The organism is Corynebacterium amycolatum, from assembly GCF_016889425.1.
GTDB lineage: Bacteria > Actinomycetota > Actinomycetes > Mycobacteriales > Mycobacteriaceae > Corynebacterium > Corynebacterium amycolatum.
Map to the genome: position 1 here is coordinate 1,084,861 of NZ_CP069513.1, position 15,681 is coordinate 1,100,541.

Consider the following 15,681-nt stretch of genomic DNA (forward strand, 5'->3'; position numbering starts at 1 on the left):
GCCCGGGGGAGAAAGTTTAAAGCGAGAGCCTCTAATGACCGAGAACGTTTCTGGTGCTTCCTACGCTGCAGCCGGCGTCGACATCGAAGCCGGCGACCGCGCCGTTGAACTATTCGCCCCGATTGCCAAGAAGGCCACTCGCCCAGAGGTCCGTGGCGGGCTCGGCGGTTTTGCCGGCCTGTTTGCACTGGGCAACTACGAAAAGCCGCTGCTGGCCGCATCCTCCGATGGTGTGGGGACCAAGTTGGCCGTGGCGCAGGCCGTCGGCAAGCACGACACCATCGGCCTGGACCTGGTCGCCATGGTCGTCGATGACCTGGTCGTGTGCGGCGCCGAGCCGCTGTTCCTGCAGGACTACATCGCAATTGGCAAGGTCGTGCCGGAGCACGTCGCCGAGATCGTTTCCGGCATCGCCGAGGGATGCGTCCAGGCGGGTTGCGCCCTCCTGGGCGGCGAGACTGCAGAGCACCCGGGTGTGATGGAACCAGGCGAGTACGATGTCTCCGCTACCGGCGTCGGTGTCGTGGAAGGGGACAAGCTTCTCGGCCCGGACCGCGTGCGTGAGGGCGATGTCATTATCGCCATGGAGTCCTCTGGACTTCACTCCAATGGCTACTCGCTGGCTCGCTACGTTCTCCTGGAGAAGGCCGGTCTGGAGCTCGACGGTTACGTCGAAGACTTCGGACGTACCCTCGGTGAGGAGCTGCTGGAGCCAACCAAGATCTATGCGAAGGACTGCCTGGCTCTCATGAACGAGGCAGAGGTCCGCACTTTCTGCCACGTCACCGGTGGCGGATTGGCTGGCAACATGGTTCGCATCATGCCGGAAGGCCTGACCGCTGACATGAGCCGCGCAACATGGACCCCGGGCCCGATCTTCAAGACCATTGCTGAGCTCGGCAACGTCTCCCGCGAGGAGATGGAGAAGACCTTCAACATGGGTGTTGGTATGGTTGCGATTGTTTCTGCAGAGGATCGCGATCGTGCACTGGCTCTGCTGACTGCCCGCCACATCAACGCTTGGGAGCTGGGTACTGTCCGCAAGAGCGAGGCCGGCGAGGATAGGGCTGTTTTACGCGGCAGCCACCCGCGCTTCTAAGCTTTGGCCTTCGGCTGGTCGGGACTGGGGCGGCTGGTCTACTGTGGAGGGTGGCCGACTGCTGAGCCGCCTACATCCGGGTTGAGTAGCTGAGATCCCCAAAACCACGGGCTGCATATGTGAAACTGTGCGAGTTTATGGCACTTCCGAGCCGTTTTTCGGGCTATTTTTGTCATAAACGCAGTCAGTAACTCGGATCGATCCGCCACGGCCGAGCATAATCGGCCGAGCATAAACGCGGTCACTAAGCAAAAACAAGCACCCACCAACGGAATCGTTGGCGGGTGCTTGTTTTATTGAAATAGAAACGCTTTGCGGAAAATACGACAGCGGTTAGCTTACGCTAGCTGTCGCGACCAGCGCCTGAGGCCCATTCCTCCCAGTCAGAGTAATAGTCGTCTCGATCGGACTCGTTCGACTTGCCGACGAGTTCCCGCTGCAGACGCTCCAAGTCCATTTCTGGTGAATCGTACTTGAGCTGACGGGCAACCTTCGCCTGCTTTGCTTTCGCACGGCCGCGACCCATGGCCTGACCCCCTTGTGTAATCCGTGGGACGGCACGGGGATACGGCCGACCCACTTATGTCTTATTGCGTTAATTCCTGTAAGACACCATAGCTGATTTTTAGACGAAGGGGTTACGCGGGGAGGCCCATAGTGGGTTGTGTCCTCGCGCTCAGGCAACTCAATATGTACTGTGAACTGGGGGAATAACCTTTCTGAAAAAAATGGAAAAAGTTATTTTTTCACCACTCTGTCTGGTGGCTTTACCTATTTCCCGTTACTTATTTCCCACGCAGGCGGTTGATGGCCACACGACCCGGTGGCAGCTGCTCGACGCGGTCGATGGAGGAAGGGTCGACGGCCACGGCGCAGTCACCCACCACAAGGCCCTCGCGTTCCTGCGCCGAGCGCTTAAGCAGAGCCAATGCAATCGGGCCGTAATCGGCATGTTGCACGACGGTGCCTACGCGGCCCACGGCGCGCTTGCCCATCATCACTGGATCGCCGGTTTCCGGCAGAGTAGCTGAGCCGTCGAGCTGCAGCATCACCAAAACTCGTGGGGAGCGACCAACATTGTGGACTCGAGACACAGTCTCTTGGCCGCGATAGCAGCCCTTGTCCAAGTGCACGGCAGCCGTGTCGAATTCAGAGGCAATCCAGCGCGGAGCCTCATGCGGAATCATCTTCTCATCTACATCGATTCCCAGCTCCGGCCGCAAGGAGACTACGCGTTCGGCCTCCCATCCCATCAGTCCAACTGGGGAGGCGCCAGCGGCCATCAGCGCGTCCCAAGCACCGACTAAATCCTGTCGGCGCACGAGCACATCCACACGTCCGCCGCGTGGCCAAGGCAGGTGTCGGACATAGGAATGCCCCACCGTCGTAGCCTTGCCCACCTGCGGGAATGCGAGGCCGGCGGACACCAGTACCTCAGGGGCATCCGGCCCCATGACGGAAATAACCGCCCGTTCTATCTCAGCAATTTCCACCTTGGACCAGAACACCATCATGTTCAGGTACTTCAGCAGGGAGTCGAAGCCAACAGGGGGCACGTCGATAAGCACAGAATCGTCCAAAACAGTCAGCGTCATGTGGTGGAGAACGTGACCGTTGGCATCCAGGTTCAGGGCTTCAGTGACAGTGCCGGGGGTGGCATCGTCGACCTTCTGTGAAAAAAGTGTGTTGAGGTAGGTCAGGCGATCCTCGCCAGTAACCTCAATAACGCGGTAGTACGAGCGATCTACTACTCCGCAGTCCTCTTGTAGATGACGTTGCTCTACCAGTGGACGGCCGTAGTGCCATGCCACGCTAGCTTGCCCTGTGGTTTGCTCGACGTTTTTCGCTGAGGTTCCGTCTGGGGCGTTCTCTGAGGCCTTCTCTAAACCTACCGTCTGTCCGCCCAATTCGAGGGCAGCGGCACCAGCCACGTGAGACATCAAAGGACTTACATACTCAACACTCACTCCCTCATGTTAACCAGAAATCCCCAAATTAAGCATGGATTAAGCTTGTGTGTATGACGGATTCGCTTTCTTCTCTAGTGCTTATCGACGTCTTCGCAGACGGTGGCCCGATTGCTGTCGAGGCAGGACAGCCGTTCCTCTACGCGGACGATCTCGGAGCTATTCGCGGCGACGGAGTTTTTGAAACACTACTGGTCAGGGGTGGTCATACCTGCAATACTGACCGGCACGAGAAGCGGTTCGCATCGTCAGCGCTAATGCTGGATTTGCCAACCCCGGACCTGGAGCAATGGCGGGCGGCTACCGAGGTTGCACTACGGGAGTTGCGCGATAGGTCAATTGAGGGGGATGCGACGTTGCGGTGGGTTTACTCGCGTGGTCGCGAGTCCACTGGAAGGCCGACTGGCTACGTTTTGGCAAGCTCCGCGAAAAAGGTGGCGGAAAATCGCCTGAAGCCGGTATCAGTCATGCTTGCAGAGCGTGGTTTCTCGCTCGACCTTGGCTCCCGTGCACCGTGGGCGCTCATCGGCGCGAAAACGTTGTCATACGCGGCTAATATGGCCGCATTACGCTATGCCAAGTCCAAGGGTTTTGACGATGTCATCTTCACCTCCGCAGAGGGAAAGCTCCTGGAAGGCCCGACATCGACCATCATCGTCCAGCGCGGCAATGAGCTGCTGACCCCCAACCCCGGTGAAGGAGTGCTGCCGGGCACGACTCAGGCAGCGCTGTTTGAAACAGCTGCCAACTGCGGCTGGAAAGTCACTCCGACGGTTCTGGTACCAAGGGACCTATTCACCGCTGATGCGGTGTGGCTAGTGTCCTCGGTGCGCATCGCGGTCGTGGTTAAGTCCATCGATGGTGAGCCCATTCCGCAGCCGGATGTAGCTGCGGAAAAGGAATTCCGTGACCTGTGTGACGAGGCGCTGGCGACGCAGTAGGGCTTGTCGCAGTAGGGTGCCAAAGCCGTAGTGCGCAAAGTAATAGGGCCCCGCAGCCAGGCCACACAGCGCCCGTCGTAAAGCGGGGGAGAACCTAGCCTGCGTAACGCTTGAGCTGCGCGGACATACGGGGAGTGAATTCCTCATCCCGCAGGCGTTCGTCCACCCAGCCGAGATCGTTGTTCGGCATCAGGCCGTAGAGGCGCTTGCCCGGGCCAAGTGATGCTGGACCGGTAGCAGTGACCATTGTGGAGGCTGCCTGCAGCTCCCATGCGCGCTCGGAGACCGGCTTGCCGTAGTAAATCTCAGTGACGCCGGTGGAGTGGACGCAGATGAACTCAATCTCGTCATCGTTGTTGATGCGCCAAAATCCCGTTTCGCGCTGGTCAGGGCCGGTTGGTTTGCCTTCTTCATCCAGCTTCCAGATGCGCGACTCATACTTCAGGTAGTTCTCGCCATCGTGGCTGAAGATAACCTGCTGGCCGAAGTTGTACTCACCGTCGACGACGGTGTTTGCCTGCCCCTCACCGCGCCACACGCCGACCAGCGGCAGTAGTGCCAGCAGGCCGTCGTGAATATTCGGGCCGAAGCGCAGGTTAGCGGTCTCGTCAGGGATCGGGAGCCCCTCAAGCTCAGTGATGTTGCGCGTAGCGGTGCTCTTGGCCTGCTCGGCCGCGCGGTTAATGGCCTCGTTGCCGTCGAGGCGAGGGGCTGCCGCAGCTGCAGGCTCCTGTGCAGCGGCGTCTGTCTGGTTGCTGCCATTGTTCTCGGTCATGCTTCACACTCTACCGCTGAAGCTCTTGTGGCCATGTATGGGCTGTTGGCGCATGGTGCCAACGCTGCAACGACGTTTAACGGCGATGCTTGACGACGGCCTTAGCGACGCACCCGACAGTTCTTCTCCGGCAGCTTCTCCGTGGATTGTGCTGACGCCTCGGCATCCTGTTGTGATGTCGGCGGCATGAAGTTCGTTGGCGACACGGTGCACAGAATCTGTTCGCCTTCGATGGTGATAGAACCGCCCGACACGTATACGCGAGTCGCCGGCATGCCCATCGGTATATCCGAATCTCGCAGTGTCAGAGCGAAGGTGTTCATGATGTGCTGCGTATCAGCCTCAGACAGCTCAGGTTTGACGTGGCTCTTAGAATCCGTTGGGGACGAGGGCGCAGAAATAATCTCCATCGGCGTAATGACCACGTCGCGGCTGACAATGCGCAACTTCGCCGTGACCTGAGTTTTTCCCTGCCATCCGGCTGGTGTGGCCTCGAAAATTGCCTCGGTCTCCCAGCCGCCGGTGGGGGAGGAGTCCTTCAGACTCTGGATGCTCAAGTCCGTCAGCCCCAGCTTGTTGCCCAGAGAGACGCCGTCGAGCGAGAGCTTGGTGAAGTACTGCTTCGTCGGCGACTCTGGGAAATCTCCGCTGAGCACTGCCGATGCTGGGACCTTAACGTTGGACGCTCCGTACTCCAGAGATACCAAGCCGAAGTCGGGTACCTCCACATCGCGGATGCGCGAAGTTACGGAGCTCCACTTACCCGTAACAAAAGAGGACAAGTAGGCCTTGCCACCGATGGCGACGTATGGGGTCATCTCCAGTTGTGCAGTCTCTTGAATATGCTCGGAGAGCTTGTACTCCGCATGGCTGGCGAAGCCCATGTCGGTGGCGATCACCAGCGCGGCAACGGCGAGGATGGAGCCACCGATTTTCTTCTGTCGTCGGGAAATGGACACACTCTATTAGTACCCCATCGCTTTTGGCCCAGCGGACATCGGGGAAGTGTTGAATCCGCGGCTGTGTATAGGGTGGGGCGTATGAACGTAACCGAACTGCTTGACGTAGACACCACCGCCGCCAGTACGCTACTGCAGCGCGCCCACTCCACCGACGGCGTGGAGGCGTTCGGCGAGGCTTTCGTCCGAGGGCTTGACGACGACTCTTTCGGGCATCGACACTTTGCGATTATCGAGAACGACCGTTATTTGGGCCTGGCAGCCGTTGCGCCAGATGCTATGGAGATGGTTGTTGATCCGGAGTTTCGCAGGCAAGGCGTGGGAGCGAAGCTGCTTGCGCACATCGATGCTGAAGTCGGTGAGCGTCTGCCTATCTGGGCTCACGGTGATGTCGCCGGTGCCAGCCGCTTGGCAGAGTTGACGGGACGCAAGGTTGTCCGCGAGCTGTTGCAGATGTCCGTTTCGGGCTCAGCGTTGGAGAAGGCGGCGGGGGACGTCGATAAGCGTGATGATGTTGAAGCCTTGACCCTGACTGCGGCACGTGCGAAGTGGGGCGCGGCAGCGGTAGATCGAGCGTGGTTGGCAGTGAATAACGAGGCGTTTGATTGGCATCCGGAGCAGGGGGGTTGGTCACAGCCACAACTCGATCGCGCTCGGGATGTGCAGTGGTTCGACCCGGAGGGCGTGTTCTTTGCTGCGGATGTGGCCGGGGCGCGCGACAGTGCGGAGGAGATTTGTGGTTTCCACTGGACGAAGTGGCACGCTGAGGAGTCTGTGCCAACTGGTGAGGTCTATGTGATTGGACTGAGCTCGAAGGCGCGCGGACGCGGTCTGGGGCGATGGTTGACCAATGTTGGGCTTTCCCATCTCCGGAGCCGGGGAGCGGAAAAGGTAATTCTCTATGTCGAAGGCGACAATGCTCCGGCAGTGCGCACTTACCGTGCGGTCGGCTTTGAAGTGGCTCGCCGTGATGTGATGTACGGCGCGTAAATGTGACGGTTCGGTTTATTGGAGGCGAGTTGTTGGGGAAGGGCTGAGTTATTGGAGAGGGCGAGCTTAGGTTTGTCTCAGTTTTAGGTGGTTTTCCTCTGTGGCGGGGGCAATGATACTTGTGATTTTGGGGAGATGTTGTCCAATCCTCAGTGTTTCAGGGGCGCATTTTAGGGCTTCTTACAGGGAAAATGAGGATAAATAAAGAATTACTTGCGCCGTTCACCGATTGTTAATGTTTTGAACAGGTTCCGGTTACTATCGGTAGATAGGTTCAGCGCAGTGGACCGGAGTGTGGCGGTTCCACGAGAACTGTTTCACTCATTGTGTAAACCCGGAGGATTTACTGTGCTGAAGAAGAATCGTGCGGCATCCGTCATTGGTCTGGCCGCTATTGCAAGTCTCACCCTGGCCGCTTGCTCTGAAGAGGGCGGCGAAGGCGCTTCTAACGTTGAGGGTTTGGCTGACGTCACTGGTGAGCTGCAGGGTGAGGGCGCTACCTCGCAGCAGCGCGCTATGGACCTATTTGCCACCAAGTTTGAAGAGACCGGCTCGACTCTGTCGTACAACGCATCTGGCTCTGGTTCCGGTCAGACTCAGTTCATTGCTGGCACCGTTGCTTTCGCTGGCTCCGACTCTCCGCTGAAGGAGAAGGACGGCAAGGACCAGGTTGCAGAGGCTAAGAAGCGCTGCGATGGTAACGATGCATGGCACCTGCCGATGGTTATCGGTCCGGTTGCCGTTGCCTACAACCTCGAGGGCGTTGATGTCACTCTGACCCCGGCACTGGTTGCTGAAATCTTCGACGGCAAGATCACCAAGTGGAACGACCCGAAGATTGCTGAGGTCAACAAGGACGCGAAGCTGCCGGAGAAGGACATCAAGGTTGTCTACCGCTCTGAGGAGTCCGGTACTACTGATAACTTCATGAAGTTCCTGAGCGCTGCTGCTCCGGAGCAGTGGAAGCACGAGGCTTCCAAGTCCTTCCCTACTGCTACTGGTCAGGGCGCTAACGGCTCGGCTGGTGTTGTCAACGAGGTTTCCAATATCGACGGTGCTATCACCTACGTTGAGTCTGGCTTCGCGGAGGACAAGGGTCTGGGCATCGCCAAGATGGACTTCGGCCATGGCCCGGTTGAGCTGAACAACGACACCGTCGGTAAGGCTCTGGATTCCGTCACGTTCAAGACTGAGGGTCACGACATGGTTGTTGACACCGACGCTCTGTTCGCAATGGATGAGGAAGGCGCTTACCCGCTGGTTCTGACCACCTACGAAATCGTCTGCTCCGCTGGTTACGACGAGGAGACTCGTGACTTGGTTAAGAACTTCCTGAAGGTTGTTCTGGAAGAGGGCCAGGGCCCAGAGCTCGAAGAGCTGGGTTACATCCCGGTTCAGGGTGAGTTCAAGGACAAGTTGTCCGCAGCGGTTGACGCTATCAAGTAATTCGTTGCGCGCAACGCGGGTGAAAGCAGAGTTGGCTCTGTTGTTACCCGGTTGGCGCGAGGATTACTTCAGCCGGCCACGCAGATTTGAGCTGTAGGCCGAAAACCTGACGTAGACCGGTTGGCTTTATACATCGACACCTCAGTTGATTGGGTACCGCTCGTAGAGGGGTATTGAGGCCAATCGGTCTTCATGTGCGTTGAAGCACAAATCACTTCTACTTAGGAAATGAGATCATGAGTTCCTCGACTCCCATTGAAGGGAAGCAGGAGGCTGTAGACAGCAGTCTGTTGCAGTCCTCAGCACCGCAGGTGGATTCCTCCGGCGACGAGAGCTCGGAAGAGCAAGCCATTCAGTCCGGCGTTGTTCGTCCTGGTGACCGAATCTTCAAGATTCTGGCGGTAGGATCTTCCGCATTGGTGACTGCTGCCATCATCGCAATTGCAGTGTTCCTACTCCTGCGCGCAGTTCCGGCAATGTCCCGTAACGAAGCGAACTTTTTCACCTACACCGAACGATGGAACCTGGCGGATACCTCCGCCATGTACTTCGGTATTCCGAACATGTTTCTGGTGACCGTCGCGGTTTCCATCCTGGCGCTGATTCTGGCGATGCCGGTTGCGCTGGGTATTGCCATCTTCCTGACTGCCTATGCTCCAAAGAAGATGGTTAAGCCGCTGGGATACCTCGTGGATTTGCTGGCCGCAGTGCCGTCGATTGTTTACGGTCTGTGGGGCTTTATGGCTCTCGGTCCGGCATTGGCTGGTCTGTACGGGTGGTTGGCTAAGACACTGGGCTTTATCCCGATGTTTGCCCTGTACCCAAACTCACCGGCCTTCGAGACCGGTCGAAACCTCTTCACCGGTGGCATTGTGCTAGCAATTATGATTCTGCCGGTTATCGCGGCTACCACCCGTGAGGTCTTTGTTCAGACCCCGCGTGGTCACATTGAGGCATCGCTGGCTCTCGGTGCGACCCGTTGGGAGATGGTCAAGCTGGCCATTCTGCCATTCGGTCGTTCTGGCTTTATCTCCGGCTCGATGCTGGGTCTGGGACGCGCCCTCGGTGAGACGATGGCTCTGTACCTCGTAATCTCCCCGTCCTCGGCATTCCGTGGCTCGCTTTTCGACGGTGGTACCACCTTCGCAACCGCAATTGCTAATGCGGCACCGGAGTTCAATGACAACCTCAAGGCCGGCGCTTACATGTCCGCAGGTTTGGTGCTGTTCTTGCTGACCTTCGTGGTCAACTCCGCAGCCCGAATGATTGCGAAGAAGTAGCAAGGTCGTAGGAAAAGAAACGAGAAGTAACAATGACTAGTTCAACTACTGATTCTTCGCCTCACGGCCCCGCAGACATGGTCCCCACCACGGAGTCGGCATTCACCCAGATTAAGGGTTCCCGCAAGGTAGCGGACAACGTCTCCACGGTCCTCATTTACTGCTGCATGGCTCTTGCCCTAATCCCGCTGGTGTGGGTTCTCTTTGAGCTTGTCGTCCGAGGTACCCCGTCACTGCTGAGTGGTGAGTGGTGGACTGCTTCCCAGCGCGGTGTCACCGTTGGTGCGTCTGCCGGCGGTGTTGCTCACGCAATCGTCGGTACCTTGGTTCAGGCTCTGGTCACAACTCTCATGACCGTGCCGTTCGGTATCTTCGTCGCCATCTACTTGGTCGAGTACGCAGGTAACTCCCGCTTGGGCAAGGTCACCACCTTCATGGTCGACATCCTCTCCGGTGTGCCGTCGATCGTTGCGTCGCTGTTCATCTACTCGATGTGGGTGGTCATGTTCGGCATGAGCCGCTCCGGCTTCGCCGTGTCGCTGGCACTGGTTCTGCTGATGCTGCCGATCGTGGTCCGCAACACCGAGGAAATGTTGCGCATCGTTCCGCACGAGTTGCGTGAAGCCTCTTACGCTCTGGGTGTTCCGAAGTGGAAGACCATTTTGAAGATTGTGCTCCCGACCGCACTGTCGGGCATCGTCACCGGCATCATGCTGGCCGTCGCCCGCGTTATGGGTGAGTCCGCACCGATGCTGATTCTGGTTGCAACCTCGCGAATCATTACCTACAACCCGTTCGGCCAGTCGCAGTCCTCGCTGCCACTGTTCATGCTGGACATGTACAAGGCCGGTAATACCGGTGCGGCATTCGACAAGATGTGGGGCGCAGCGCTCACGCTGGTTCTCATCATTGCCCTCATCAATATCCTGGCGCGCGTCGTATCCGCCAAGTTCTCCGTCAAGAGCAGTTAATGCTGGGCGCCTAACGTCCGCTATTTCAAGGAAGGTTTTTGAAAGACCATGGCTAAGCGCCTAGACCTTAACGATGTCAACATCTACTACGGCGATTTCCACGCTGTGCAGAACGTCGACCTGCACGTCCCGCCGCGTTCCGTTACCGCATTCATTGGCCCGTCCGGCTGTGGTAAGTCCACCGTGCTCCGTTCGCTGAACCGTATGCACGAGGTCATCCCGGGTGCCTACGTCACTGGCGAGGTGCTTCTCGACGGCGAAAACATCTATGGCCCGAAGATCGACCCGGTCTCCGTTCGTAACACCATCGGTATGGTGTTCCAGCGTCCGAACCCGTTCCCGACCATGTCCATCGAGGACAATGTCGTGGCTGGTCTGAAGTTGGCCGGTGTTAAGAACAAGGCTCATCTCCAGGAGGTTGCCGAGAAGTCCCTGCGCGGCGCCAACCTCTGGGATGAGGTCAAGGACCGCCTGGACAAGCCGGGCGGCGGCCTCTCCGGTGGTCAGCAGCAGCGTCTGTGCATCGCACGCGCAATTGCAGTTGAGCCGGAAGTTCTGCTGATGGACGAGCCGTGTTCCGCACTGGACCCGATTTCCACCCTGGCAATCGAGGACCTGATTCACGAGCTGAAGGAAGAATTCACCATCGTCATCGTGACCCACAACATGCAGCAGGCAGCTCGTGTGTCCGATCAGACCGCATTCTTCTCCCTCGAGGCAACCGGTAAGCCGGGTCGCCTGGTCGAGGTTGGCCCGACCAAGAAGATCTTCGAGAATCCGGACAAGAAGGAAACCGAGGACTACATCTCCGGTCGCTTCGGCTAAACGCTTTGCGTATGCCTTAATAGCCAAAATAATCAAAAAGCAAGAGCCCCGTACCTCGCGTGCACACGCGTGAGGTACGGGGCTCTTTTTGTTGTTGCGGTTTATGAGATTGCTATGTCGAGCACATGTTTTGCCACCCGATTGTCTAACCGCGGAGGTGTTTTGTGCCGGGGCACACAGTTTTTGTGGCGGGATCAAACAGTTACTGACTAGGTTTATGTCAGATGAATAACGTTTACTCGCAGTAAAGTGTCATAAACCTAGTCACTTTCTCGGGGTGGGGCGGTGTTTGGCTGGGGCGGTGTTTAGCCTGGTGTGACTTAAAAACGGCTCCACTCCGGCCTGAAACCCGCCGAGCAGTCCAACACCCAGCTCAGCAGCACAACACCCAGCCCTCCTGAGCAACCCAACACTCACCCCAGCAGCCTGCAACTTCACGAACCTACATCCGCAGGTGACGCTCCAAGGCCTGCAGGCGTTGGTTAAAGCTGCGCTGGTCGCGCTCGTCCTCAAGCTTGTCCAGGTAGACATCGCGCTTGTAACCGGTGGCCAGGTAAACAATCCGGGCCGCAACCTCGACGGCGTGATCCGCGTAGCGCTCGTAGAAGCGACTCAGCAGGGTGACATCCACCGTCTGCGCGGGGGTGTGTGGCCAATTATCGTCGTTGGTCAGCGTAAACAGGTGCTGATGGATGTCGTCGATGCTGTCATCGGTCTTATCTAAGGCCAATGCCTGGTCAACGTTGTAGTCGATGAGTACCTGACGGGTTTCGTGCGTCATCTGCTCAGATACCGCGGCCATCTCGCGGAAGAATCCCTCCACGGGCTCCGGCAGTGCCTTGTTCGGGTGGCGACGCCGGGCAACGTTGGCAATATGCACACTCAACGCGCCCATGCGGGAGATGTCTTCGACAATGTAGAGACCACTGACAATCTGCCGGAGGTCACCAGCTACAGGAGCTTCGCGTGCCAACAGTTCAAAGGCTCGCTGCTCCGCATCCTGGCGCAGGTCCTCGAGAGAATCAATCTGGGAAAGAACGGTTTCAGCCGAGACTAAATCAGCCTCAAAGAGGGCCTTGTTCGCAAGCTTGTGCATGGATCCAACTCGGTCACACATCACAATCAGACTGTGGGCCAAGTTGTCCATTTGTTCTCGGTAGACAGTGCGCATGCGTTCCATAGTAGGCAATCCTCAACAAGGTCGCGCGTTAGTGGGGAGCCCCCAATTACCCCTCGTAAAGTTATGTAAACACTCGCTCAGAACCGAAGCTTAGCCACCGGAGTGCATAATCTCCGCGCCTTCAGGCACGGTGTCGTCCTCCGGGTCGTCCAGCCAGCCCTCCGGCAAGACCACCTTTGCAGGGGATCCCTGTCGGCCGCGGGCGCCGTCGGCGTCCTCCGGGCGGGCGTGGGCGCTGGGGCCGTCGTAAAGCGGCGTGAGAATCTCGTCGAGCGTTGCCAGCGAATCGACGCGTGCGAGAGACTTGCGCACCTCGCCGCCTGCCGGGTATCCCCGCAGGTACCAGGCGATGTGCTTGCGCAGGTCGCGGCAACCCTTACGCTCGCCCTCGTGCTCCACGAGTAGTTCCGCGTGACGACGGATAATCCCCGCGACCTCACCAAATGTTGGTGCCGGCGGCACTTCTTTGCCACGCAGCTCGGCGGACAACTGCGCGAATAGCCACGGGCGACCAAGGCAGCCACGACCGACGACGACACCGTCGCAGCCGGTCTCGTCGAGCATTTTGCGGGCATCGGTAGAGGCGAAGATGTCGCCGTTGCCAAGCACCGGGATATTGCTGAAGCCGGAGTCGACCATGTGCTCCTTCAATCGCTCGATTTGCGACCAGTCGGCGTGACCGGAGTAGCGCTGCGCCGCGGTGCGGGCGTGCAGAGCCACAGCCTGGGCACCCATCTCGGCGGCGATGCGGCCGGCATCGAGATGCGTGTGGTGCTCGTCGTCGATACCGACGCGGAATTTCACGGTCACCGGAATGTCGGTGCCCTCCGTGGCCCTGACAGCAGCGGCGACGATGTTGCCGAAGAGGCGGCGCTTATACGGCAGTGCTGAACCGCCGCCCTTGCGGGTAACCTTAGGTACCGGGCAGCCGAAGTTCATATCGATGTGGTCGGCGAGGTTTTCGTCGACGATCATCTTCGCGGCCTCGTAGGTCCACTTTGGGTCAGTGGTGTAGAGCTGCAGGCTGCGCGGGTTTTCGTTGGGCGCGAAGGTGGTCATGTGCATGGTCTTCTCGTTGCGCTCGACCAGTGCTCGCGCGGTGACCATCTCGCAGACATAGAGGCCGGAGACCGTGCCTGTACGCTGCAGCTCCTGCTCGCGGCACAGCGTGCGGAATGCCACGTTGGTGACACCGGCCATCGGAGCGAGTACCACGGGGGAGGCGAGCTCAAAGGGGCCGATGTGCATGTGCGCGGACGTGGCATCGGCGGGCTTGGCGGCGCTGAGTGGACTCGTGGAGGTATCTAACACGTACAGTATTGTGTCACGCTGAACTGCCGTTTTCGAATCTGTTTTGGTCGGCCGGTTGGATTGGTCGTGCGTTTGACTGCGCTCATTTATCCCACGAGTGTTTCAGTAGTTCCATCGCAAGTGTGGGGTGATTATTAAAAGTTGGCGCGCAATTGCTAGGCTATTTTCTTGCGCGGGCCTTTAGCTCAGTTGGTAGAGCTACGGACTTTTAATCCGCAGGTCGCGGGTTCGAGCCCCGCAGGGCCCACAAGCACGCAAAACCCCAGGTCATTAGTAACCTGGGGTTTTGTCGTATCTTGCCTGTTTTGCCCTTTCGCGGCAGCTACTTCTCCCGCTTGTGGTAACCCATTCGCGGCTTGAAGCCCGCGGGGTGCTTGAGCTGCGCGACAGCATCGGCGACTATTAGACGGAAGCGTGGCTTCATAGGTGGCATCTGTGAGATCTGAAACCATCCGACTTCGGTCGATTCGTCGTCAGCGACATGGGGGACGTCGTCGCCAACAACACTGCAGCGCATGGCGATATCCACGTAAGAGGTGACATCGCCATTGGGGTATTCGACAGGGCCGACGGCGCCGGTGCCGAGCAGGGCCTCGACTGTGACATCGAGTCCAGTTTCTTCCTTTACCTCCCGCACGGCGGCGTCGTGAGGCTGCTCGTTTGGGTCGATGATTCCGGTAACTGGAGTCCATTCCCCATTATCGGAGCGGCGAACCAGCAATACCTCAGGCAGGGCGTACATCGGTGCATTCGGCGGAACATCGCGAATGACGACAGCTGTGACACCGGGGAGCCATAGCGGAGCGTGGCCTATTTTTTCGCGGAGCTGAACAATGAAATCCGGAGTTGCCATAGTGACGAGCTTATCGGAGCGCTAATAGTGCTTTCGTAAATAGTAAGAAATTCCAGTTCAGCTGTGGATTTTGGGAAAAGGGTACTTATCCTCTATAGTTCTTTACGTTGCCAAGAGCGCGCGCAAATACAGTGTTCATGCACTGCAGAAGTACGCGGAATGTGTCATTGAGTGGCCAGCTCTTTGCAGCGTCAAGTCGGGCTCCCATCGTCTAGAGGCCTAGGACTCCGCCCTTTCACGGCGGCAACACGGGTTCGAATCCCGTTGGGAGTACCACTAAAAATCATGATGGCCCTGTGGCGCAGTTGGTTAGCGCGCCGCCCTGTCACGGCGGAGGTCGCGGGTTCAAGTCCCGTCAGGGTCGCAATTCTAAACACCAGTTCCGGTTGGAGCTGGTGTTTTTTGCTTTTGGTTAGTGGTGCGCTGGGCGTCGGTATGTGTGGGGGGGCAAAAAGTGTGTTTGATTCTCAAGATAGTGACTGCCCCCCCAACTGCGGCAGCTCCACAACCCGGGGTCAAGTAGCAAAACTGACAGTCCGAAAGATTGCGGGCTGCACAAGCGAATGTGGGCTGCAAATGTGAAACTGTGCGAGTTTATGACACTTCCAGGCCATTTTTCGGGCCATTTTTGACATAAACGCAGTCAGTAACTCGCATTAAGAGCTAAGTGGCAAAAAGCGTCCACCCGGCGACATACTGAGCGGACATACTTTTGTCTGTTAACCCGTCGCTGCCACCGGGGTGCCACAGTCTAGGTTGCCCCGAGCCCCGGGGCCAGATGTCAGTTTTCAACTTAAAATATCTGCTATGAACTGGCGATTTGCTTATGTTTAGCGCTGTTCTGTAGAGTAACAACTCGTGCGCAGCGCTGGTAATCCAGAAAGATGAGCACAGCATTTAAGGCCCTGTGGCGCAGTTGGTTAGCGCGCCGCCCTGTCACGGCGGAGGTCGCGGGTTCAAGTCCCGTCAGGGTCGCCACTTGATTAATTTCAAGTCTGGCCAGATAGCTCAGTCGGTAGAGCGTCCGCCTGAAAAGTGGAAGGTCAGCGGTTCGATCCCGCTTCTGGCCACAATTAATCCCCAG

14 protein-coding genes and 5 tRNA genes are annotated in these 15,681 nt (G+C 58.0%); 12 read left to right on the forward strand and 7 right to left on the reverse strand.

Annotation, left to right across the window (positions count from 1 at the left end):
- Positions 1 to 34: 34 nt before the first annotated feature.
- Positions 35 to 1,099 carry a phosphoribosylformylglycinamidine cyclo-ligase gene (gene purM / locus I6J19_RS04760; protein ID WP_038626481.1) on the forward strand — a complete coding sequence of 355 codons (1,065 nt, stop codon included), beginning with the start codon at positions 35 to 37 and terminating at the stop codon, positions 1,097 to 1,099.
- A 343-nt stretch (positions 1,100 to 1,442) separates the two neighbouring features.
- On the opposite strand, the gene I6J19_RS04765 is transcribed toward purM, so the two are convergent.
- The gene (locus tag I6J19_RS04765; protein WP_005511943.1) at positions 1,443 to 1,625 is read right to left on the reverse strand and encodes a DUF3073 domain-containing protein; all 183 of its coding nucleotides are present in this window, start codon (positions 1,623 to 1,625) and stop codon (positions 1,443 to 1,445) included.
- Positions 1,626 to 1,884: 259 nt separating this feature from the next.
- Positions 1,885 to 3,039 carry a CAF17-like 4Fe-4S cluster assembly/insertion protein YgfZ gene (gene ygfZ / locus I6J19_RS04770; RefSeq protein ID WP_081913965.1) on the reverse strand — a complete coding sequence of 385 codons (1,155 nt, stop codon included), beginning with the start codon at positions 3,037 to 3,039 and terminating at the stop codon, positions 1,885 to 1,887.
- Between the two features lie 80 nt (positions 3,040 to 3,119).
- Here ygfZ and I6J19_RS04775 point away from each other — a divergent pair, with 80 nt between their 5' ends.
- Positions 3,120 to 4,007 carry an aminodeoxychorismate lyase gene (locus I6J19_RS04775; protein WP_038626480.1) on the forward strand — a complete coding sequence of 296 codons (888 nt, stop codon included), beginning with the start codon at positions 3,120 to 3,122 and terminating at the stop codon, positions 4,005 to 4,007.
- Between the two features lie 94 nt (positions 4,008 to 4,101).
- Here I6J19_RS04775 and I6J19_RS04780 read toward each other — a convergent pair whose 3' ends face one another.
- Entirely contained in the window at positions 4,102 to 4,782 is a 681-nt protein-coding gene (locus I6J19_RS04780; protein WP_038626478.1) for a heme-binding beta-barrel domain-containing protein, read from the reverse strand.
- Positions 4,783 to 4,883: 101 nt separating this feature from the next.
- Positions 4,884 to 5,741, reverse strand: coding sequence for an LmeA family phospholipid-binding protein (locus tag I6J19_RS04785; RefSeq protein ID WP_038626476.1), 858 nt, complete (start codon positions 5,739 to 5,741; stop codon positions 4,884 to 4,886).
- A gap of 81 nt (positions 5,742 to 5,822) precedes the next feature.
- Here I6J19_RS04785 and mshD point away from each other — a divergent pair, with 81 nt between their 5' ends.
- The 5 genes from mshD to pstB all read left to right on the forward strand — a co-directional run bounded on the left by mshD (position 5,823) and on the right by pstB (position 11,253).
- A complete protein-coding gene (mshD, locus tag I6J19_RS04790; RefSeq protein ID WP_038626474.1) occupies positions 5,823 to 6,731 on the forward strand; it encodes a mycothiol synthase in 909 nt (302 codons plus the stop codon).
- 348 nt (positions 6,732 to 7,079) lie between these two features.
- Positions 7,080 to 8,177, forward strand: coding sequence for a phosphate ABC transporter substrate-binding protein PstS (gene pstS / locus I6J19_RS04795; RefSeq protein WP_038626472.1), 1,098 nt, complete (start codon positions 7,080 to 7,082; stop codon positions 8,175 to 8,177).
- A gap of 236 nt (positions 8,178 to 8,413) precedes the next feature.
- A complete protein-coding gene (gene pstC / locus I6J19_RS04800) occupies positions 8,414 to 9,457 on the forward strand; it encodes a phosphate ABC transporter permease subunit PstC (protein WP_016421382.1) in 1,044 nt (347 codons plus the stop codon).
- A 77-nt stretch (positions 9,458 to 9,534) separates the two neighbouring features.
- Complete coding sequence (gene pstA / locus I6J19_RS04805; protein WP_049181148.1) at positions 9,535 to 10,428, forward strand: phosphate ABC transporter permease PstA; 894 nt, start codon at positions 9,535 to 9,537, stop codon at positions 10,426 to 10,428.
- A 48-nt stretch (positions 10,429 to 10,476) separates the two neighbouring features.
- Positions 10,477 to 11,253 carry a phosphate ABC transporter ATP-binding protein PstB gene (gene pstB, locus I6J19_RS04810; protein ID WP_016421380.1) on the forward strand — a complete coding sequence of 259 codons (777 nt, stop codon included), beginning with the start codon at positions 10,477 to 10,479 and terminating at the stop codon, positions 11,251 to 11,253.
- A 442-nt stretch (positions 11,254 to 11,695) separates the two neighbouring features.
- Here pstB and phoU read toward each other — a convergent pair whose 3' ends face one another.
- Positions 11,696 to 12,433, reverse strand: coding sequence for a phosphate signaling complex protein PhoU (gene phoU / locus I6J19_RS04815; protein WP_081913963.1), 738 nt, complete (start codon positions 12,431 to 12,433; stop codon positions 11,696 to 11,698).
- Positions 12,434 to 12,523: 90 nt separating this feature from the next.
- Complete coding sequence (gene dusB, locus I6J19_RS04820; protein WP_038629139.1) at positions 12,524 to 13,681, reverse strand: tRNA dihydrouridine synthase DusB; 1,158 nt, start codon at positions 13,679 to 13,681, stop codon at positions 12,524 to 12,526.
- 237 nt (positions 13,682 to 13,918) lie between these two features.
- On the opposite strand from dusB, the gene I6J19_RS04825 reads away from it, so the two are divergent.
- A tRNA-Lys gene (locus I6J19_RS04825) sits at positions 13,919 to 13,991 on the forward strand.
- Positions 13,992 to 14,066: 75 nt separating this feature from the next.
- Here I6J19_RS04825 and I6J19_RS04830 read toward each other — a convergent pair.
- Positions 14,067 to 14,597, reverse strand: a complete 531-nt coding sequence (locus I6J19_RS04830) for an NUDIX hydrolase (RefSeq protein WP_038626468.1) — start codon at positions 14,595 to 14,597, stop codon at positions 14,067 to 14,069.
- Positions 14,598 to 14,797: 200 nt separating this feature from the next.
- On the opposite strand from I6J19_RS04830, the gene I6J19_RS04835 reads away from it, so the two are divergent.
- The 4 genes from I6J19_RS04835 (at position 14,798) to I6J19_RS04850 (ending at position 15,667) form a co-directional block, all read left to right on the forward strand.
- Positions 14,798 to 14,873 (forward strand) — tRNA-Glu (locus tag I6J19_RS04835).
- A gap of 14 nt (positions 14,874 to 14,887) precedes the next feature.
- Positions 14,888 to 14,961: transfer RNA gene (locus I6J19_RS04840), tRNA-Asp, on the forward strand.
- A 537-nt stretch (positions 14,962 to 15,498) separates the two neighbouring features.
- Positions 15,499 to 15,575: transfer RNA gene (locus I6J19_RS04845), tRNA-Asp, on the forward strand.
- 19 nt (positions 15,576 to 15,594) lie between these two features.
- A tRNA-Phe gene (locus I6J19_RS04850) sits at positions 15,595 to 15,667 on the forward strand.
- Positions 15,668 to 15,681 lie beyond the last annotated feature (14 nt).

What these genes read in the sequence shown, in the direction of transcription:
- purM (WP_038626481.1), top strand. Translation starts at nt 35, where the DNA reads ATGACCGAGAACGTTTCTGGTGCTTCCTACGCTGCAGCCGGCGTCGAC.
- phoU (WP_081913963.1), bottom strand. Translation starts at nt 12,433, where the DNA reads ATGGAACGCATGCGCACTGTCTACCGAGAACAAATGGACAACTTGGCC.
- dusB (WP_038629139.1), bottom strand. Translation starts at nt 13,681, where the DNA reads ATGCACATCGGCCCCTTTGAGCTCGCCTCCCCCGTGGTACTCGCTCCG.
- ygfZ (WP_081913965.1), bottom strand. Translation starts at nt 3,039, where the DNA reads ATGTCTCACGTGGCTGGTGCCGCTGCCCTCGAATTGGGCGGACAGACG.
- pstA (WP_049181148.1), top strand. Translation starts at nt 9,535, where the DNA reads ATGGTCCCCACCACGGAGTCGGCATTCACCCAGATTAAGGGTTCCCGC.
- pstB (WP_016421380.1), top strand. Translation starts at nt 10,477, where the DNA reads ATGGCTAAGCGCCTAGACCTTAACGATGTCAACATCTACTACGGCGAT.
- mshD (WP_038626474.1), top strand. Translation starts at nt 5,823, where the DNA reads ATGAACGTAACCGAACTGCTTGACGTAGACACCACCGCCGCCAGTACG.
- pstC (WP_016421382.1), top strand. Translation starts at nt 8,414, where the DNA reads ATGAGTTCCTCGACTCCCATTGAAGGGAAGCAGGAGGCTGTAGACAGC.
- I6J19_RS04830 (WP_038626468.1), bottom strand. Translation starts at nt 14,597, where the DNA reads ATGGCAACTCCGGATTTCATTGTTCAGCTCCGCGAAAAAATAGGCCAC.
- I6J19_RS04780 (WP_038626478.1), bottom strand. Translation starts at nt 4,782, where the DNA reads ATGACCGAGAACAATGGCAGCAACCAGACAGACGCCGCTGCACAGGAG.
- I6J19_RS04765 (WP_005511943.1), bottom strand. Translation starts at nt 1,625, where the DNA reads ATGGGTCGCGGCCGTGCGAAAGCAAAGCAGGCGAAGGTTGCCCGTCAG.
- I6J19_RS04775 (WP_038626480.1), top strand. Translation starts at nt 3,120, where the DNA reads ATGACGGATTCGCTTTCTTCTCTAGTGCTTATCGACGTCTTCGCAGAC.